Origin of the sequence: Pseudomonas sp. (assembly GCF_046581935.1) — a bacterium.
In the GTDB taxonomy this organism is placed as follows: Bacteria; Pseudomonadota; Gammaproteobacteria; order Pseudomonadales; family Pseudomonadaceae; genus Aquipseudomonas.
On the sequence record NZ_JAYGFK010000012.1, the window covers coordinates 140,057 to 156,923 of the forward strand.

The 16,867-nt window shown below is 59.5% G+C and carries 16 protein-coding genes; 13 read left to right on the forward strand and 3 right to left on the reverse strand.

All coding sequences use genetic code 11. From position 1 onward, the window contains the following. Positions 1–32 precede the first annotated feature (32 nt). The 3 genes from VCA57_RS08490 (at position 33) to VCA57_RS08500 (ending at position 2,689) form a co-directional block, all read left to right on the forward strand. On the forward strand, positions 33–974 hold the full coding sequence (locus tag VCA57_RS08490) for a YgfZ/GcvT domain-containing protein (RefSeq protein ID WP_411184536.1): 942 nt from the start codon (positions 33–35) through the stop codon (positions 972–974). A gap of 54 nt (positions 975–1,028) precedes the next feature. Beyond that, a complete protein-coding gene (locus VCA57_RS08495; RefSeq protein WP_411184537.1) occupies positions 1,029–1,865 on the forward strand; it encodes an HDOD domain-containing protein in 837 nt (278 codons plus the stop codon). 62 nt (positions 1,866–1,927) lie between these two features. Beyond that, complete coding sequence (locus VCA57_RS08500) at positions 1,928–2,689, forward strand: substrate-binding periplasmic protein (RefSeq protein WP_411184538.1); 762 nt, start codon at positions 1,928–1,930, stop codon at positions 2,687–2,689. A gap of 1 nt (position 2,690) precedes the next feature. Here VCA57_RS08500 and VCA57_RS08505 read toward each other — a convergent pair whose 3' ends face one another. Both VCA57_RS08505 and VCA57_RS08510 read right to left on the reverse strand, forming a co-directional pair. Further along, complete coding sequence (locus VCA57_RS08505; protein WP_411184539.1) at positions 2,691–4,100, reverse strand: sensor histidine kinase; 1,410 nt, start codon at positions 4,098–4,100, stop codon at positions 2,691–2,693. Next, positions 4,093–4,764, reverse strand: coding sequence for a response regulator (locus tag VCA57_RS08510; RefSeq protein WP_411184540.1), 672 nt, complete (start codon positions 4,762–4,764; stop codon positions 4,093–4,095). The genes VCA57_RS08505 and VCA57_RS08510 overlap by 8 nt, the downstream gene beginning before the upstream one ends. 267 nt (positions 4,765–5,031) lie before the next feature. On the opposite strand from VCA57_RS08510, the gene VCA57_RS08515 reads away from it, so the two are divergent. The 6 genes from VCA57_RS08515 (at position 5,032) to VCA57_RS08540 (ending at position 11,368) form a co-directional block, all read left to right on the forward strand. Next, the gene (locus tag VCA57_RS08515) at positions 5,032–6,291 is read left to right on the forward strand and encodes an OprD family porin (RefSeq protein ID WP_411184541.1); all 1,260 of its coding nucleotides are present in this window, start codon (positions 5,032–5,034) and stop codon (positions 6,289–6,291) included. 29 nt (positions 6,292–6,320) lie between these two features. Further along, the gene (locus VCA57_RS08520) at positions 6,321–7,298 is read left to right on the forward strand and encodes a Bug family tripartite tricarboxylate transporter substrate binding protein (RefSeq protein ID WP_411184542.1); all 978 of its coding nucleotides are present in this window, start codon (positions 6,321–6,323) and stop codon (positions 7,296–7,298) included. 84 nt (positions 7,299–7,382) lie between these two features. Then, complete coding sequence (locus tag VCA57_RS08525) at positions 7,383–7,826, forward strand: tripartite tricarboxylate transporter TctB family protein (protein WP_411184543.1); 444 nt, start codon at positions 7,383–7,385, stop codon at positions 7,824–7,826. Position 7,827: 1 nt separating this feature from the next. Next, positions 7,828–9,336, forward strand: a complete 1,509-nt coding sequence (locus tag VCA57_RS08530; RefSeq protein WP_411184544.1) for a tripartite tricarboxylate transporter permease — start codon at positions 7,828–7,830, stop codon at positions 9,334–9,336. After that, positions 9,329–10,366: an AbrB family transcriptional regulator gene (locus tag VCA57_RS08535; RefSeq protein WP_411184545.1), complete on the forward strand. Its 1,038-nt coding sequence runs from the start codon at positions 9,329–9,331 to the stop codon at positions 10,364–10,366. The genes VCA57_RS08530 and VCA57_RS08535 overlap by 8 nt, the downstream gene beginning before the upstream one ends. Positions 10,367–10,501: 135 nt before the next feature. Beyond that, positions 10,502–11,368 (forward strand): DUF6279 family lipoprotein, encoded by an 867-nt coding sequence (locus tag VCA57_RS08540; RefSeq protein WP_411184546.1) that lies wholly within the window; start codon positions 10,502–10,504, stop codon positions 11,366–11,368. Here VCA57_RS08540 and ung read toward each other — a convergent pair. Next, entirely contained in the window at positions 11,365–12,057 is a 693-nt protein-coding gene (gene ung, locus VCA57_RS08545; RefSeq protein ID WP_411184547.1) for a uracil-DNA glycosylase, read from the reverse strand. The genes VCA57_RS08540 and ung overlap by 4 nt on opposite strands. A gap of 426 nt (positions 12,058–12,483) precedes the next feature. Here ung and VCA57_RS08550 point away from each other — a divergent pair, with 426 nt between their 5' ends. The 4 genes from VCA57_RS08550 (at position 12,484) to VCA57_RS08565 (ending at position 16,785) form a co-directional block, all read left to right on the forward strand. After that, complete coding sequence (locus tag VCA57_RS08550; protein WP_411184548.1) at positions 12,484–13,731, forward strand: substrate-binding protein; 1,248 nt, start codon at positions 12,484–12,486, stop codon at positions 13,729–13,731. A 130-nt stretch (positions 13,732–13,861) separates the two neighbouring features. Next, positions 13,862–14,680, forward strand: coding sequence for an enoyl-CoA hydratase (locus VCA57_RS08555; RefSeq protein ID WP_411184549.1), 819 nt, complete (start codon positions 13,862–13,864; stop codon positions 14,678–14,680). 149 nt (positions 14,681–14,829) lie between these two features. Further along, a complete protein-coding gene (locus VCA57_RS08560; RefSeq protein WP_411184550.1) occupies positions 14,830–15,933 on the forward strand; it encodes an enoyl-CoA hydratase/isomerase family protein in 1,104 nt (367 codons plus the stop codon). 15 nt (positions 15,934–15,948) lie between these two features. Beyond that, positions 15,949–16,785, forward strand: coding sequence for an oxaloacetate decarboxylase (locus VCA57_RS08565; RefSeq protein ID WP_411184551.1), 837 nt, complete (start codon positions 15,949–15,951; stop codon positions 16,783–16,785). Positions 16,786–16,867: the final 82 nt, after the last annotated feature.

Below are 16,867 nucleotides of genomic sequence, written 5' to 3' on the forward strand. Positions count from 1 at the left end.
CCTAACTTTTATCCAGTGATACCCAACTCACCATGGCCGACACCGCGTTCTATTGCCCTCTCAGCCACGAAGGTATCCTCGCCGTACGCGGCCCGGATGCCAGCAAATTTCTCCAGGGCCAAGTCACCTGCAACCTCAACTACCTCAGTGATGACCACTGCAGCTTAGGCGCGCGCTGCACGCCAAAGGGTCGAATGCTGTCGAGCTTCCGGATTGTCAGTGTAAATGACGGCTACCTGCTAGCCATGGCCAGCGAACTGCTTGAAACACAACTCACTGATCTGAAGAAATATGCCGTATTCAGCAAATCCAAGCTCAGCGACGAAAGTAGCGATTGGTTGCGTATCGGCCTGAGCGCTGGTGATGAGGTGCTGCACAGCCTCGGCCTGGACCTGCCGGTAACCGCCGACAGCGTGGTGCGTAACGATCAGTTGCTAGCCCTGCGCCTAACTGATGGTCGTGCCGAGCTCTGGGTACCAACCAGCCAGGCCGCCACCGTGCGCAGCCAGTTGGCCGCGCAACTACGCGAAGCACCCCTCAATGAATGGCTGCTGGGCCAAGTGCGCGCGGGCGTCGGCCAGGTGATGGGCAGCACCCGTGAGCTGTTTATCCCGCAGATGATCAACCTGCAGGCGTTAGACGGCGTCAGCTTCAAAAAGGGCTGCTACACCGGCCAGGAAATCGTTGCGCGCATGCAGTACTTAGGCAAGCTCAAACGCCGCCTGTATCGCCTTACACTGCCTGCCACTCAACTGCCCGAGCCGGGCACACCGCTGTTTTCGCCGACACACAATTCCAGCGTCGGCGAAGTGGTGCTGGCCGCCCATACTGAGCACGCGGTGGAGTTGCTCGCCGTGCTGCAAGACGAAGCCGCACAGGATGGGCGCATCCACCTAGGTTCTGCGGATGGCAGCACGCTGAGCGTGCTCGATTTGCCGTATAAACTGGACTCAAATCGCGAGATACAGCGCTGATCAACACGCGCTACTAACTACACTCATTAAGCCGACCGCCACAGAGAATTACCCATGAGCAAGCTTGCCGAGAAAGTGCAAAAGGAACTGATTCAGGCCATCGACAGCGATGAACTGGTCCTGCCAACGCTTCCTGAAGTCGCACTGAAAGTTCGCGAAGCTGCAGAAGACCCCGACATCGGCATCCCGCAGCTGAGCAAGGTAATCGGTAATGACGCTGCCCTGACCGCACGCATCATTAAAGTGGTAAACAGCCCGTTACTGCGCACCAACAAAGAAATCACTGACTTACAGATGGCCGTCAGCCGCCTCGGTATTAACTACACCTGCAACCTGGCCACGGGCCTCGCCATGGAACAAATGTTCCAGGCCACCAGCGACGTGGTCGACCGCAAAATGCGTGAAGTCTGGAACAAAAGCACAGAAATCGCCGGCATCTGCCACGTCCTGTGCAAGCACTACACGCGCCTGTTACCCGATCAAGCGACCCTGGCCGGCCTGGTGCATCAGATCGGCGTGCTGCCAATCCTCACCTACGCAGAGGAGAATAATGAGCTACTCACCGACTCGATCAGCCTCAATCATGTAATTGAGCAGATTCACCCGATAATCGGTGACAAAATTCTGCGCACTTGGGAGTTCCCCGAACTAATAGCCATGGTGCCCGGCCAATACCTGGATTTCACCCGCGACAGCACCAAGGTCGACTATGTCGATATCGTTCAGGTCGCGACCCTGCAAAGCTACCTAGGCAGCGAACACCCCTACACCAAACTCGACTGGAGCCAGATTCCCGCCTTCCGCAAACTCGGCCTAGACCCGAACCAGAATCTGAATGACGACGAAGACCTCTCCGCCGCGATGGAAGCGGCTATGAGCATGTTGCAGTAAACCTGCTCACGCGCATGCAACTGACTGCCACGGACCGGCCCAAACCTCACCGCACACAGCCTATGTGTGCCTGGTTATTGTCCGTTTTGCTCACCCTGATCAGTTGCAGCGCTGCTGCAGCTGAAGCAGTACGCCTCACCAACGGTGAATGGCCGCCTTACTTGGGCGAACAACTACCTTACAAAGGCGTGGCCTCACGTATCGTGAGCGAAGCCTTTGCTCTGCAAGGCATAGACGTGGCATGGGACTTCTATCCCTGGGCGCGCTCACTGCAGATGGCCGAGCGCGGGAAACGAATCGGCAGCGCCATATGGCTTCGCAGCAAAGAACGCGAGCGCAAATTCTTTATTAGCGATGCCGTGGTGGAAAGCAGCTACTACCTGTTCTACCGCAAGGGTTATAACTTTAACTGGAAGCAGATTGACGACCTGCAGAGTGCGCGAATTGTTGGCACGCGCGGCTATAACTATGGCGAAGCCTTTCAGCAGGCCGAAGCCAGTGGGAAATTGCGCGTGAACCGGGTAACCAGCGACGAAACGGCCTTTCGCCAATTACTCGCAGGGCGAGTGGATCTGTTTCCCGTGGATAAGGTGGTCGGCTTCGACATCCTCCACAAAAACTTCAGCCCTGCTGAGCGCTCACAGTTAAGCTTTCATTCCAAACCACTGCGGACCGACAGCCTGCATTTGTTACTATCGCGCAAAGTGCCTGGCAACGCCGAGCTGATGGTACGTTTTAACCGAGGCCTGCAGGAGCTGCGGGAAAGCGGCAAGATCACCCAGTACCTGTTGGAAATCCAGCAACCGCTCAGCCACACCCCATGACTCACACCTCAGCAAAGGCCACCCGCACCAACAAACCCTGAGGCTGCGCCTGATGCAGGCTGATCTGCGCCTGATGGGCACGACAAATTTCACCGACAATCGCCAAGCCCAAACCCGCTCCAGCCCCCTTGTTGCTGCGTCGATAGAAGCGGGCAAACACCCGCTGATACTCCTCCGGCGGAATTCCTGGACCGTCGTCCTCAACCTCCAGCACCCCAGCCGGCAATATCCGCAGAATTACATTGCCACCGGGGGCGGTGTGCGCCAGAGCGTTATCCAGCAGATTACACAGCAGTTCATTGAGCAAAGTAGGCTCACCATTGACCCATACCGCCTGCTCGGCCTCCAACGCCAAAGCGATACCCCGCGCGTGAGCCAATGGCGCCAGTGCCATGCCTAGCTCACGCGCCAACTGGCTTAGATCCAAACGCTGCGCGCCGCCCTCGGCAATAGCCCGTGCGCCGCTTTCGATTCGCGCCAAGGAAAGTAGCTGATTGGCTAAATGAGTCAGCTTGTCGGTATTTTGTGCCGCCTCTTCCAGGGTGCTACGCCATATTGTCGGCTCTTGCGCGCGCAAACCCAGCTCGACCCGCGCCTTGAGCGCCGCCAGCGGTGTGCGTAGCTCATGCGATGCATCGGCAATAAACTGCGACTGACGCTCGAACAAATTGCGTAAGCGTTCATTGAACTGATTCAGCGCATCGATCAGTGGGCGCAGCTCACGGGGCATCCCGGTGGCTGGCAGAGGCTGTAGGTCATCACTGGCGCGCGTCGCTACACTTCGACGCAATACATCCAGCGGGCGCAGTGCGGCGCTTACTGCTAACCACACCAGCAGCAAAGCACTCAACGACAACAACCCCATGCGTAACAACGTGCCAAATAACAACTCGCGGGCCATGCGCTCACGCGCGCCCTGGGTTTCCGCCACGCGAATTTCCGCCACACCGTTAAGCCCTGGCTCACTCACTGGCTGCAGCAGACTGACCACCCGCACGCCCTGCTTGCGAAACTCGGCATCGTAGAAACGCGCCAGCGCCGGATAGTCCTCAGTGCGTTTGGTTCCGACAGGGGGCGCGGGCAGATCCTCATAACCGGAAACCAGCGCACCCTGCACATCAAGCACCTGATAGTAGATACGCCCGGCGCTGTCATAAGCGAAAGTATCCAGCGCCACATAGGGCACATTGGCGTTCAGGCGCTCCGCAGTGGTGTATAAACCATCAGCAATCGCCCGGGCCGACGCCAGTAGCGTACGGTCATAGGCGGTGTCAGCCGCATGACGCGCACTCCAGTAGGCGCTTAGGCTGCTGGCCAGCAGGATCAGCGCCAGCAGTACCGCCAGCCGGCGGATCAACCGGCCGCGCAGGCTGCCCGGCTCAGTCGAAGCGGCCCGCCAATACTCAGTCACCCAGCGCCTCCAACAGGTAGCCTAGGCCACGGAAGGTGACAATTCTGACCCCGCCGCCTTCGAGCTTCTTGCGCAGGCGATGCACGTAAATCTCGATGGCATCGCTGCTAGCTTCCTCATCGAGACCAAAAACCAGAGCCGCCAACTGCTCTTTGCTCATGACGCGCCCAGGCCGAGCAATCATCGCCTCCAGCACCGCCTGCTCCCGGGAAGTCAACGTCAGCAGCGTGTCGGCCAGACTAAAGCGCCGGGTATCCAGGTCATACAGCAGGTTACCGCAGCGCTGCTGGCGCTCGCCGCCAAGCACGCTACGCCGCAGCAGCGCCTTGACCCGTGCCTCCAGCTCGCTCAGTTCGAAGGGCTTGGCCAGGTAGTCGTCGGCCCCCAGATTGAGACCATGCACCCGGTCCTTAACCTCGCTACGTGCAGTGAGCATCAGTACGGGCAGCGTCTTGCCGCGTTCGCGCAAACGCGCCAATACCTGAAAGCCATCCAGGCGCGGCAGGCCAATATCGAGAATCGCCAGGGCGTAGTCCTCACTATTCAGGGCCAGATCGGCGGCCACGCCGTCATGCAGCACGTCCACCGTCCAGCCGGCGTTTTTCAGCGCCTGGGCCACGCTGGCGGCCAGCTGCACATGGTCTTCGACCAGCAAAATACGCACACAACCTCCTACCAACCCCAGCCAAGCCCCGCCCTGCGCTGCCTACAACGCGCTGACCGGGACTACTCGAAGGCTGGAGTTTACAGACGCGCCAGCCGTTGTGAATCGCCCAAATGCCGTTTGCCACCTGCCATAGAAAACTTTCAGCACTGAAAGGCTGGTGAAAGCTTGCCACCCTACGATCGGCGACGGTGGCTCGATCCACCAACCTGAACGACTGATGCAGTGGTGCGCAGTCGTGACAAAAACAACAATGGAGACCACAGGATGCTGAATGCATCACATCGGGCCTTGTCGCCTGCTCACCTGCTTAGCCTGGCCATCAGCACGGCCCTACTCGCGCCCTCTGCCTACGCCGACTTCGTCGCTGACAGTTCTGCCAACCTGAAAGCTACCAACATCTACCTGCACCGTGATTATCGCGAAGACCCGGGCCAGAATAAGCGCGAGGAGTGGGGCCAAAGCTTCTGGCTCAACGTACAGTCCGGTTACACCGAAGGCCCTGTCGGCTTCGGTCTCGACGCGCAGGGTTTAGTCGGCATCAAACTGGACTCCAGTGCCGACCGCACCAGAACAGGCCTACTACCGAGGCAGGACGATGGCAAGGCACCGGACGAATTTGGCCGCCTGGGCCTGACCGCCAAGGTCAAGGTCTCTGCCACCGAGCTGCGCTACGGCTCACACAGCCCAGTCCTGCCGGTGGTAGTCGCCAACGACAGCCGCCTGCTGCCTCAGGTATTCGAGGGTAGCCTACTGACCTCCTCCGAGGTGAAGGGCCTAACCTTCACTGGCGGGCGCTTGAATAAGGCCATCGACCGCGCCTCGACCAACGCTGAGGATCTGCAGCTCGAAAGCAAGAATGGACGCTACGCAGGGGTAACCGCCGACCACCTTGACCTGTTGGGTGTCGACTACCAGTTCAACCAGAACCTCAAAGGCCGCTACTTCCATGGCAAACTTGAGGATGTCTACCGGCAGAACTTCTTCAATCTGCTGGCCACCTACCCCTTGGCCGGCGGCACCATGGCTGCAGATATGCGCCTGATGCTCAGCGACGAAAGTGGCGCAGCCAAGGCCGGCGAAGTGGATAACCGTGCATTGAACGGTGTTATCAGCTACGCCCATAGCGGCCACAAGCTGAGCTTTGCCTATCAGGACATGAGCGGCAAAACCGGCTATGCCTATATCGCAGGCAGCGACCCCTATCTGGTCAACGACTCAGCCAACGACTACGCCAACCCTGACGAAAAATCCTGGTCTGTCCGCTACGACTACGACTTCACCTCCCTCGGCATGCCAGGCCTGACAGCCTACGCCCGGTATATCAAAGGCAGTGACGCGCGAGTCATCGGCAGTAACGAACGCGGCAACGAAAAAGAAACCAATTTCGAGGTCAAGTACGTGGTGCAAAGCGGCCCAGCAAAGAACCTCTTCGTTCGCCTGCGTAACGCCAATTTTCGCTCCGATTTTGCCCGTGACTCGGACGAATACCGCGTAGTCATCGGTTACACACTGCCTATTTTCTGATCAAAAATAACAAGCCAGAGGATTCAATAATGAAAACCACCCTCACCCGCATCGCCCTAGCTACCGCCTGTATTGCCTTCGCCGGCCAATTGCTGGCGGCTGAGCCAAAGCGCCCAGAATGTATCGCCCCAGCCAAACCAGGCGGCGGCTTCGACCTGACCTGCAAACTGGCGCAAAGCGGCCTGAAAGACAGCGGCCTGCTGAAAGCGCCGATGCGCGTTACCTACATGCCCGGCGGCGTCGGTGCAGTTGCCTACAACGCCGTAATCGCTCAGCGTGCGGCAGACCCTGGCACCATCACCGCATTCTCCAGCGGCTCCCTGCTCAACCTGGCACAGGGCAAATTCGGCCGTTATGACGAAACCGGCGTGCGCTGGCTAGCGGCTGTCGGCACGGACTACGGTGCCATTACCGTACGTGCTGATTCGCCTTATCAGAACCTTGATGACCTGGTCCAAGCCCTGAAAAAAGACCCAGGTAGCATCGTCTTCGGCGCGGGTGCCACCATCGGCGGCCAGGACTGGATGCAAACGGCTCTGATCGCCCGTCTGGCCGGTATTGACCCGAAAAACCTGCGCTATGTAGCCTTTGAGGGTGGCGGTGAAACCCTTACCGCGATGCTCGGCGGTCACGTGCAAGTCACCAGCAGCGGCCTTGGCGAGGTTACCCCGCAGCTAGAAGCGAAAAAAGTACGCATCCTCGCCGTACTGTCCGATGAACGTCTGCCCGGCAAACTGGCTGACATCCCCACCGCCAAAGAACAAGGCTACGACATCAGCTGGCCGGTAATCCGTGGTTTCTACATGGGTCCAGAGGTTACTGACGAGCAGTTCAACTGGTGGAAACAGCAATTCGACACCCTGCTGGCCAGCGAAGACTTCGCCAAGCTGCGCGCCCAACGCGACTTGCTGCCACTGTCCGTTACTGGCGATGAGCTGAAAGCCTTGGTCTTCAAGCAAGTTGAAGAATACAAGGCGCTGGCCGGCGAATTCGGCTTGATGCAGTAAGCGCCTGCACTATCACTCGCGGGATGGGCTAGCCCATCCCGCGTTTCTTCGGTCTTTTTCTGGCCTTCAACTAGGTAATTCACCATGTACGTTCGCCTGTTTGCCGCGACCTGGCTGCTTTTTTGCGCCGTGCTCGCTGTCGTTGCCTGGGGCTTCCAGGCACCCTTCGCTTACGACCCTGTGGGTCCACGCGCCTATCCTTTGCTGCTGCTGGCGCTGATGTCTGCCGGTAGCCTATGGCTGCTGTTCAAACCCGGCCTATCCGAGCAAAAGCTTAATAGCCGCGCAGCCCTGCGCGCCACGCTGTGCGTCCTGACACTGCTGGCCTATGCCGTAACCTTCGAAACCCTAGGTTTTGTCATCAGCACCTCCTTGGCTGCCTTTGCCCTTGGTTTGCTGTTTACCGGCCGCCTAATCCCCTGCGCCATCAGTGCAGTGCTGATGGGCGTGCTGCTGTTTGTCTTGTTTGACTACCTGCTGGATGTGCCGCTGCCCCTCGGCCTGTTCGAAGCCTTTGTGGAGAGCTGAAATGGATACCCTGTACTTCTTGATGCAAGGCTTTGATGTCGCCACCCGGCCGACCAACCTGCTCATGGCGCTGTTCGGTGCCTTTGTCGGCACCATCGTCGGCATGCTGCCAGGCCTGGGCCCAATCAACGGCGTGGCCTTGCTGCTGCCGCTGGCCTTTGCCCTTGGCCTGCCGCCAGAAACCGCACTGATCCTGCTGGCTGCCGTGTACCTGGGCTGCGAATACGGCGGACGCATTTCTGCCATCCTGCTGAACGTGCCAGGTGACGCAGCGGCGGTGATGACCACCCTCGACGGCTACCCATTGGCGCGCCAGGGCAAGGCTGGTATCGCCTTGTCACTATCGGCCGTCAGCTCGTTTATCGGCAGCATCATTGCCACCTGCGGTGTGGTGTTGTTTGCACCGCTGCTGGCGAAATGGGCGGTGGCCTTTGGCCCGGCCGAGTACTTCGTACTGATGATTTTCGCCATCGCTTGCCTCGGCGGCATGGTCGGCGAGAAACCAGTGAAAACCCTGATGGCTGCATTGATCGGCCTGGCCCTGGCCACAGTCGGCGTGGACTCGACCACCGGGGTATATCGCTTCACCTTTGGCAGCGTCAGCCTGTCTGACGGCATCCAGTTCGTCATCGTGGTCATCGGTTTCTTCAGCGTCAGTGAAGTGCTGTTGATGCTGGAAAACACCCACAACGGCCAGAAAGCCGTTAAAGCCAGCGGCCGCCTGCTGTTCAACTTTAAAGAGTTCACTTTCACCTTCTGGACCATGGTGCGCAGCGCCGTGGCAGGCTTCGTCATCGGCACTCTGCCCGGTGCCGGTGCAACCATCGCCAGCGCCATGACCTACATGAGCGAAAAACGCATGGCCGGTGCAAATGGCAAATTCGGCGAAGGTGACTTGCGCGGTCTGGCTGCTCCAGAAGCAGCCAACAACGCTTCCGCCTGCGGTTCGCTGATCCCCATGCTGACCCTCGGCGTACCGGGCTCCGGCACTACCGCCGTGATGATCGGCGCACTGACCCTGTACAACATCACCCCCGGCCCGCTGTTGTTTGAACAGCAACCGGACGTGGTCTGGGGCTTGATCGCCTCGCTGTTTATCGGCAACGTGATCCTGCTAGTGATGAACATTCCGCTGGTTGGCTTGTTCTCACGCATGCTCAGCGTACCGAACTGGGTGCTGGTGCCGGCGATCACTGTGATCAGCATGGTCGGTGTCTATGCGGTGCACAGCACCACCTTTGACCTGGTAATGATGATCGGCCTGGGCGTCTTTGGTTACATCCTGCGCAAGCTGGACTTCCCGCTATCGGCCTTGATCCTCGGTTTCGTTCTGGGTGAGTTGATGGAGGACAACCTGCGCCGTGCGCTGTCGATCTCCGCCGGCGACCTGAATATCCTCTGGCATAGTTCGATCAGTCTGTGCCTGTGGGCACTCACCGCCCTGATGCTCGGCCTGCCTGGCCTGCGCTGGTGGCGTGCGCGTCGTGCAGCGCGACTGGCCAATGCCTAAGCTGCTCAATAGCTGGCAAGACTGGTGGGCAACCCCACTGGTCGGCCTAGCCGGCGGTTACCTGGCCAGCCTGATCGGCTGGCCTTTGCCGTGGATCATCGGTTCTTTGCTCGCGGTAATCATCGCGCGCTGCAGCGGTTGGCTGATCAGCGAACTACCAGGCGGACGGAAAACCGGCCAGTGGCTGGTTTCCAGCGCCATCGGCCTGCATTTCACCAGCGAAGTACTGAGCCAACTACTCAGCCACTTTGTCGTGGTGCTGATCGGTGCATTTATCACCCTACTGCTGGGATTGATCGGTATTTTGCTGCTGCGCCGCAGCGGTGAAGATCAGGCTACAGCGTTCTTCGCCAGCATGCCTGGTGGGGCTACTGAGATGGTCAATCTGGCGCAACGACACAACGCCGATGCCGCCAAGGTAGCTGCAGCGCATAGCTTGCGCTTGCTGCTCGTGGTGCTACTGATTCCAGCGATCTTTACTTGGAGCCTGCCGCCTCTTGCACCGCCAGTACCGGCACCAACAAGCTGGCCGTGGCTCGCCGTGCTGTTGCCGGGTGGCGCGTTGCTCGCCTGGCTATGGGGCAAGCTAAAACAGCCCAACCCATGGATGCTGGGCCCCATGACAGCTTGCGCGGTGGCCAGCGTTAGTTTTGACCTGCACCTGGGGTTACCTAACGGCGCAGGCCAGGTTGGTCAATGGCTGATCGGCTGCGCTCTTGGTTGTCACTTCGACCGTAACTTCTTTCGCAGCGCACCGGGCTTTCTCGCACGCATTCTGCTGTTTTGCTTGCTTGCCATGCTCGCTGCCGCAGGGCTCGGCCAAGGCCTTGGCTGGCTGGCTGGGGAAAACCAAAATTCGCTGATGCTGGGCATGATGCCCGGCGGAATCACCGAACTGTGCCTGACGGCCGAAGCCTTGCAACTTTCGGTGGCGCTGGTCACGGCTCTACAAGTGTTACGGCTGTTCTTGGTGATGTTTCTCGCCGAGCCGTTGTTCCGGCTCTGGCAACGCCCCAGACCCGCACGTTAACGACCACATTTAGCCCGCTTTTCGCGGGCTCTTTTTTGCCCGTGCGCAGCTGGTTTTGTTTAACAGATATGTCAGCGGCCACGCAGACGCATGCCACAGAGGTACCCTCAGGCCTGGCTTAACGAGGCATTGTCTATGAGCGTACTGCGCTGGAGCACCGTAAAACCCCTGCTGCTATTGCTCTGCCTGAGCCTGCTGGTAACGGCCTGCAGCCGCCTGGGCCTGGCCTACCGTAACCTGGACTGGCTCCTACCTTGGCGCATAAACGACTACCTGAACCTCACCAACCAGCAGCAAGCCTGGCTCAAACCGCGCCTGCAGAAGCACCTGCAATGGCACTGCAGCACCGAGTTGCCGCGTTATATCGACTGGCTGCACAACACAGAGAGCATTCTCGCCGAGCCGCAACCGAACAGCAGCCAACTGCTTGAGCAGTTCACCCAGTTCGATGCCGCCCTACAACGCATCAGTATCGAGATCACGCCTACCGCCGTCACGCTGCTGCAGGGGCTCAACGAGCAACAAATCAGCGAACTCTATGCCGCGCTCGATGAGGACAATCTGGAAGATCGCCAGGACTTCCTCGAACCACCGCTGAGCGTGCAAATCAGCGAACGCCGTGAACGTATGCAAGAACGATTACGGCCATGGCTTGGCCGCCTGAACACCGCACAAACCGAACATATTGCCGAGTGGGCCAACAGTCTCGGCGAACAGAATCGTCTATGGCTGGAGAATCGCCTGCTCTGGCAGACGCAGCTAAGGCGCATTGTTGCCGAGCGCAACAGCGCTGACTTTGCCCAGCAACTGACGCGCTTGCTGCAACAACGTCAGGCGCTCTACAGCGAGGAATACCGCACCAGCTATGCGCGCTCGCGCCAGGCCTTAGCCGCGCTGTTCAGCCAGTTACTGAGCAGTGCCGATGCAGCGCAACGCGAGCGCTTGAGTCATCGCCTGCTCGACCTCAGCAGAGACCTCAGCGAGCAGCAGTGCGCGGCTTAAACCTCGGGCAAGCGCCAATCAATCGGGCTCAGTTCATGTTGCTGCAAAAACTTGTTGCAGCGACTGAAGTGGCCATTACCGATAAAACCACGGTGCGCTGACAGCGGCGAAGGGTGCACGGACTTCAACACCAGATGCTTGCTGACATCAATCAGTTTTTCCTTGCTCTGTGCATGCGCCCCCCAGAGCAGAAACACCAGGCGTGGCTGCTGCTGGCTGACCACCTCAATCACCTTGTCGGTAAACGCCTGCCAACCGATCTTCGCATGGGAGCCGGCGATGCCATGCTCAACGGTTAAAGAGGTATTGAGCAGCAACACGCCCTGCTCCGCCCAGTGCTGCAGATTGCCGTGACTGGGAATATCGATATTCAGATCACGCTTGAGCTCTTTATAGATATTCACCAGCGACGGCGGCGTTTTAACCCCTGGCTGCACGGAGAAGCACAAGCCATGGGCCTGACCGGGGCCGTGGTAAGGGTCCTGACCGATCACCACCACTTTGACCGCCGCCAGCGGCGTGGAATTGAGCGCATTGAAGATCAATGCGCCAGGTGGATAAATCTCTTTACCCGCCGCCTTTTCCGCCCGCAGAAAGTCGCCCAGCTCACGCATATAGGGCTTTTCGAACTCCTCGCGCAGCGCTTGCTTCCAGCCCGCTTCAAGTTTGACGTTATCTGCAGCGCTCATGCCTGTGTCCTGCGTGTGCCAACGGAGTCGGCACGCTAAGGAAGCCTCCCAAGCAAGTCAAGGCAGCGGCGCAAGTCGGTACAGCAACCATGCCCAATCAACCTGCCAGCAGCTCGGTCAGGCGGCTATCAATACACCTCTCGGTTGCTCTACTTTACCGGCTGGAAAGACTCGTTCTAAGGTGGCGCATCCTTGCTTACGGCAAACAGCGGCATGCCTTCAGCGAACCCACAGAGCTCATCCGCTGTTAGTTAAATGAAGACGGCCTGGCCGCTGGCTAGCCAACGCCAACAACCATTTATTTAAAATGAGAAGCTGTCACCACATTGACCCACTGCAATACGCTGCCACTTAGACCAAAAGACAATGCCTCTCAGATCGCCAGAACCGCACAGTGTTCTGACATAACAAAAAACAGAGAACGCAATGAAAAAACTGACTGCCACCCTGGCCCTTTGGGCCGGTATTACTGCCCTTGCCCATGCGGCTGAACCAATCACCCTTGGCCTCAATTACCCCCGCACCGGCCCCTACAAAGAAGAGGGCTTGGCCCAGATGCGTGGCGCTTTGCTGGCCATTGACGAGCTGAATGAGCACGGCGGTGTGCTCGGGCGGCCACTGCGTCTATCTACCAAGGACAGCGCCTCACGCCCGCAAAAGGCCGAGCGCAATGTCGACAAACTGGCGGCTGAAGGTGCCAGCATGCTCTTCGGCGGCTCATCCAGCGCCGTCGCCATCGCCGCCGGCAAACGTGCAGCCAAACACGGCCTGCTGTACTTCGGCACGCTGACCTACTCCAACGACACCACCGGTAAAGACGGCCACCGCTACATGTTCCGCGAGTGCAATAACGCCTGGATGAGTGCTCGCGCGCTCGGTCAATACCTGAACAAAAACATGCCGGACCAGGACTATTTCTACATCACCGCCGACTACACCTGGGGGCATACCACGGAAAGTTCGCTGCGCCAGACCACCAACACCCTCGACACCAGCAAACACCTGGGGCTCAAAGTGCCGTTCCCTGGCGCGCGCCAAGCCGACTATCAAAACGCGCTGAACCAAGCTGCAGCAAGCAAAGCAAAAATGCTGGTTCTGGTGCTGTTTGGTGAAGATCTAGTGCGCGCCATGCGCATCGCCAAGGATCTCGGCCTGACCGAGCGGATGCAGATTGTTGCCCCCAACCTGACCCAGCATATGGTTGAACAAGCCGGCCCCGGCATCATGCAGGGTGTCCTGGGTACCGAACCGTGGACCTGGCGCGTACCGGCGCTGGAGAAATCCGAACGTGGTCAGGCGTTCGTCAGGCAATTCAGCGAGCGCTATCAGATGTACCCGTCCAGCTCCGCAGCCTCGGCCTATAGCATCGTTTACCAATGGGCCGATGCCGCGAAGCGAGCCAACAGCCTGGACAGTGAAGCGCTGATCAAAGCATTGGAAAATCACAGTTACCAACTGCTCAAAGACCGTCAACAATGGCGCACCTTTGATCACCAGAACGCTCAGACCGTCTATGTTGTGCAGGTCAAAAAGCGCGCCGAGGTGATGCTCGACCCATTCAAGCAGGACTACTTCGCCATCGTCGATCGTCTCGACGCCTCCCAGGCAGCCCCCGACCTTACCGAGTGGCAAGCCGAGCGCCAGGCAGCCGGGCAACCCCTGACTCTGCAATGAGAACATATGAACGGTAAACAACGCCTGCTGAAGTAATCATCGCCCGCCGCCTGTGTGACCAAAGCGGTATGCTTGATGATTTGCTATAGCCCTTCCGCCCTCGCAGAGGGCACAACATATGAGGACGCTTATGAGCACTGCCGTAGAACCCTACAAGCCCGGCGTATTCGACCTGACCCACAAGCTCACTGTGGAGAAACATGGCCACACCGCGCTGATCATCATCAACCAGCCACCGGCCAATACCTGGGACCGCGACTCGCTGATCGGCCTTAAGCAGTTGGTCGAGCATCTCAACCATGACGATGACATCTACGCCTTGGTCATCACCGGGCAAGGCAGCAAATTCTTCAGCGCCGGGGCCGACCTCAAACTGTTTGCCGATGGTGACAAAGCCCGCGCGCGGGAAATGGCCCGGCGTTTTGGCGAGGCCTTTGAGGCCCTGCGGGACTTCCGTGGGGTGTCGATTGCCGCGATCAACGGCTACGCCATGGGCGGCGGCCTGGAGTGTGCCTTGGCTTGCGACATCCGCATCGCCGAACGCCAGGCGCAACTAGCCCTGCCCGAAGCCACGGTTGGCCTGCTGCCCTGCGCCGGCGGCACCCAGCACCTGAGCTGGCTGGTTGGCGAAGGCTGGGCCAAACGCATGATCCTTTGCGGTGAGCGGGTGGATGCCGACACGGCCCTGCGCATCGGTTTGGTCGAGCAAGTGGTCGACACCGGCGAAGCACGCGATCACGCCTTGCTGCTCGCGGCCAAGGTGGCCCAACAAAGCCCGGTGGCCGTGCGCACGATCAAACCGCTGATCCAGGGCTCACGCGAACGCAGCCCAAACACCTGGCTGGCCGAGGAGCGCGAGCGTTTTGTCGACCTGTTCGACGCCGATGACACCCGCGAAGGGGTTAATGCCTTCCTGGAAAAACGCGATCCGCAGTGGCGCAATAAGTGATAAAACCGGTGGAAAGCCCTGCGCGGTTTTCCACGTAGGCAACGCAAATCCGGAGGGTGGATCGGGGCGCTTAGCTGGCGTTTTTACATCCACCCTGGCCTCACTCGGTGGATGGATAAAACGTCATCCACCCTACGCTGGAAACGCAGATGAACGTGCAATTCGAAGAATGCCCCGCCCAGCATGGCTACCGCATCGGTATCGCCAGCCTGGATGCCGAGAAAAGCCTGAATGCCCTGTCGCTGCCGATGATCGAAGCGCTCGACGCCAAGCTCAAGGCCTGGGCCGATGACCCAGCCATCGCCTGCGTAGTGCTACGCGGTAATGGCCCTAAAGCGTTTTGTGCCGGCGGCGACGTGGTGCAGCTGGTGCACCAGTGCCGGGAACATCCCGGTGAAGTACCGCCATTAGCCCGACGCTTCTTTGCCGACGAATACCGTCTCGACCATCGCATCCATACCTACCCGAAACCCTTTATCTGCTGGGCTCATGGCCATGTGCTGGGTGGCGGTATGGGTCTGATGCAAGGTGCTGACATCCGTATCGTTACCCCTGGCAGTCGCCTGGGTATGCCGGAGGTGAACATTGGCCTTTACCCGGATGTCGGCGGTAGCTGGTTCCTCGGCCGCCTGCCCGGCAAGCTCGGCCTGTTCCTCGGCCTCACCGCTAGCAGCATCAACGCCAGGGATGCGCTGGACCTCAACCTGGCCGACCGCGTACTGCTCGACAGCCAGCAGGAAGACCTAATCAATGGATTAAGCCAACTCAACTGGCAGGAACAAAGCCAGCAGCAGCTGCATAGCTTGCTCAAGGCTCTGGAAAACCAAGCCCTTGCTGAGCTGCCGCAAGCGCAGTGGCTGCCACGCCGGACGCGTATTGATGAATTGCTCGATAGCGCCGACCTGCCTCAGGCCTGGCACGCCATCAGTGCCTTGCATAGCGACAGTGACCCGCTGTTGGCACGCGCCGCCAAGACCCTGGCTGGCGGCTGCCCGCTAACCGGGCATCTGGTCTGGGAGCAAATCAAGCGCGCCCGGCTATTGTCCTTGGCCGAGGTATTTCGCATGGAGTACGCCATGAGCCTGAACGGCTGCCGCCATCCGGAATTCCCCGAAGGCGTGCGCGCTCGCCTAATCGACAAGGACCAAGCGCCCAAGTGGCACTGGCCAGACGTCGCGGCGATCCCCCAAGCAGTGATCGATGCACACTTTGACGAGGTCTGGGACGGCCCTCACCCGTTGGCGGACCTGTAAAGCAGGAGGCACGCAATGCACAACCAGCAACAACGGGCTGAGGCCTTCAAACAGCTGCATGAGCGCACTGGCTGCTTCGTCATCCCCAACCCGTGGGATGCCGGCTCAGCCAAAGCCCTCGCCGCACTTGGTTTCGAGGCCTTGGCCACCACCAGCGCCGGCTTGGCCTTCAGCTTGGGCCGGTGCGACGGCGAAGGTCTGCTCAGCCGCGACGAGACCTTGGACAACGCCCGCGCCATCATCGACGCGACCGCCCTGCCCGTCGCCGCCGACCTGGAAAACGGCTTCGGCGACAGCCCGCAAGACTGCGCTGAGACCATCCTGCTCGCAGCAAGGGCCGGACTGGTTGGCGGCTCCATCGAAGATGCCAGCGGTCAACCAAACGCACCGATCTACCCACTCGAATTGGCCGTAGAACGCATCCAGGCAGCAGCCCAAGTCGCCCGTGCGCAGCCTTTCCCCTTCACCCTTTGCGCCAGAGCAGAGAACTTTTTGCATGGGCGCCACGACCTGGCCGACACCATCCGCCGCCTGCAAGCCTATGCTGAAGCGGGTGCAGACGTGCTCTACGCGCCAGGTCTGCGCAGCCTTGAGGAGATTGCCGCGGTGGTCCGCGCAGTCGCGCCAAAGCCGGTCAACGTGGTGATGGGGCTCGGCTCAGGCAACTTTACCGTCAGCGAGCTGGCAGCGTTGGGCGTCAAACGTATCAGCCTGGGCTCGTCCCTGGCCCGCGCGGCATTTGGCGCGTTCCTGCGCGCGGCCGAAGAAATTCGCGACCAAGGCAGTTTCAGTTTTAGCCAACAGGCCGAACCATTCACCCGCATCAATGCCCTATTCAAACCGCAGCAGTGAAGTCACCTCGGTAGTGCAGCAACTGTTTGTCGGCCAATAAACCAAGGGGCTAACGCGCAAGATTGCTAACGCAAAAGCAATC

Bases quoted from the DNA above. Each gene is read 5' to 3' on its own strand.
- VCA57_RS08525 (WP_411184543.1), top strand. From the start codon at position 7,383: ATGTACGTTCGCCTGTTTGCCGCGACCTGGCTGCTTTTTTGCGCCGTG.
- VCA57_RS08530 (WP_411184544.1), top strand. From the start codon at position 7,828: ATGGATACCCTGTACTTCTTGATGCAAGGCTTTGATGTCGCCACCCGG.
- ung (WP_411184547.1), bottom strand. From the start codon at position 12,057: ATGAGCGCTGCAGATAACGTCAAACTTGAAGCGGGCTGGAAGCAAGCG.
- VCA57_RS08555 (WP_411184549.1), top strand. From the start codon at position 13,862: ATGAGCACTGCCGTAGAACCCTACAAGCCCGGCGTATTCGACCTGACC.
- VCA57_RS08560 (WP_411184550.1), top strand. From the start codon at position 14,830: ATGAACGTGCAATTCGAAGAATGCCCCGCCCAGCATGGCTACCGCATC.
- VCA57_RS08540 (WP_411184546.1), top strand. From the start codon at position 10,502: ATGAGCGTACTGCGCTGGAGCACCGTAAAACCCCTGCTGCTATTGCTC.
- VCA57_RS08515 (WP_411184541.1), top strand. From the start codon at position 5,032: ATGCTGAATGCATCACATCGGGCCTTGTCGCCTGCTCACCTGCTTAGC.
- VCA57_RS08490 (WP_411184536.1), top strand. From the start codon at position 33: ATGGCCGACACCGCGTTCTATTGCCCTCTCAGCCACGAAGGTATCCTC.
- VCA57_RS08520 (WP_411184542.1), top strand. From the start codon at position 6,321: ATGAAAACCACCCTCACCCGCATCGCCCTAGCTACCGCCTGTATTGCC.
- VCA57_RS08550 (WP_411184548.1), top strand. From the start codon at position 12,484: ATGAAAAAACTGACTGCCACCCTGGCCCTTTGGGCCGGTATTACTGCC.
- VCA57_RS08500 (WP_411184538.1), top strand. From the start codon at position 1,928: ATGTGTGCCTGGTTATTGTCCGTTTTGCTCACCCTGATCAGTTGCAGC.
- VCA57_RS08495 (WP_411184537.1), top strand. From the start codon at position 1,029: ATGAGCAAGCTTGCCGAGAAAGTGCAAAAGGAACTGATTCAGGCCATC.
- VCA57_RS08565 (WP_411184551.1), top strand. From the start codon at position 15,949: ATGCACAACCAGCAACAACGGGCTGAGGCCTTCAAACAGCTGCATGAG.
- VCA57_RS08535 (WP_411184545.1), top strand. From the start codon at position 9,329: ATGCCTAAGCTGCTCAATAGCTGGCAAGACTGGTGGGCAACCCCACTG.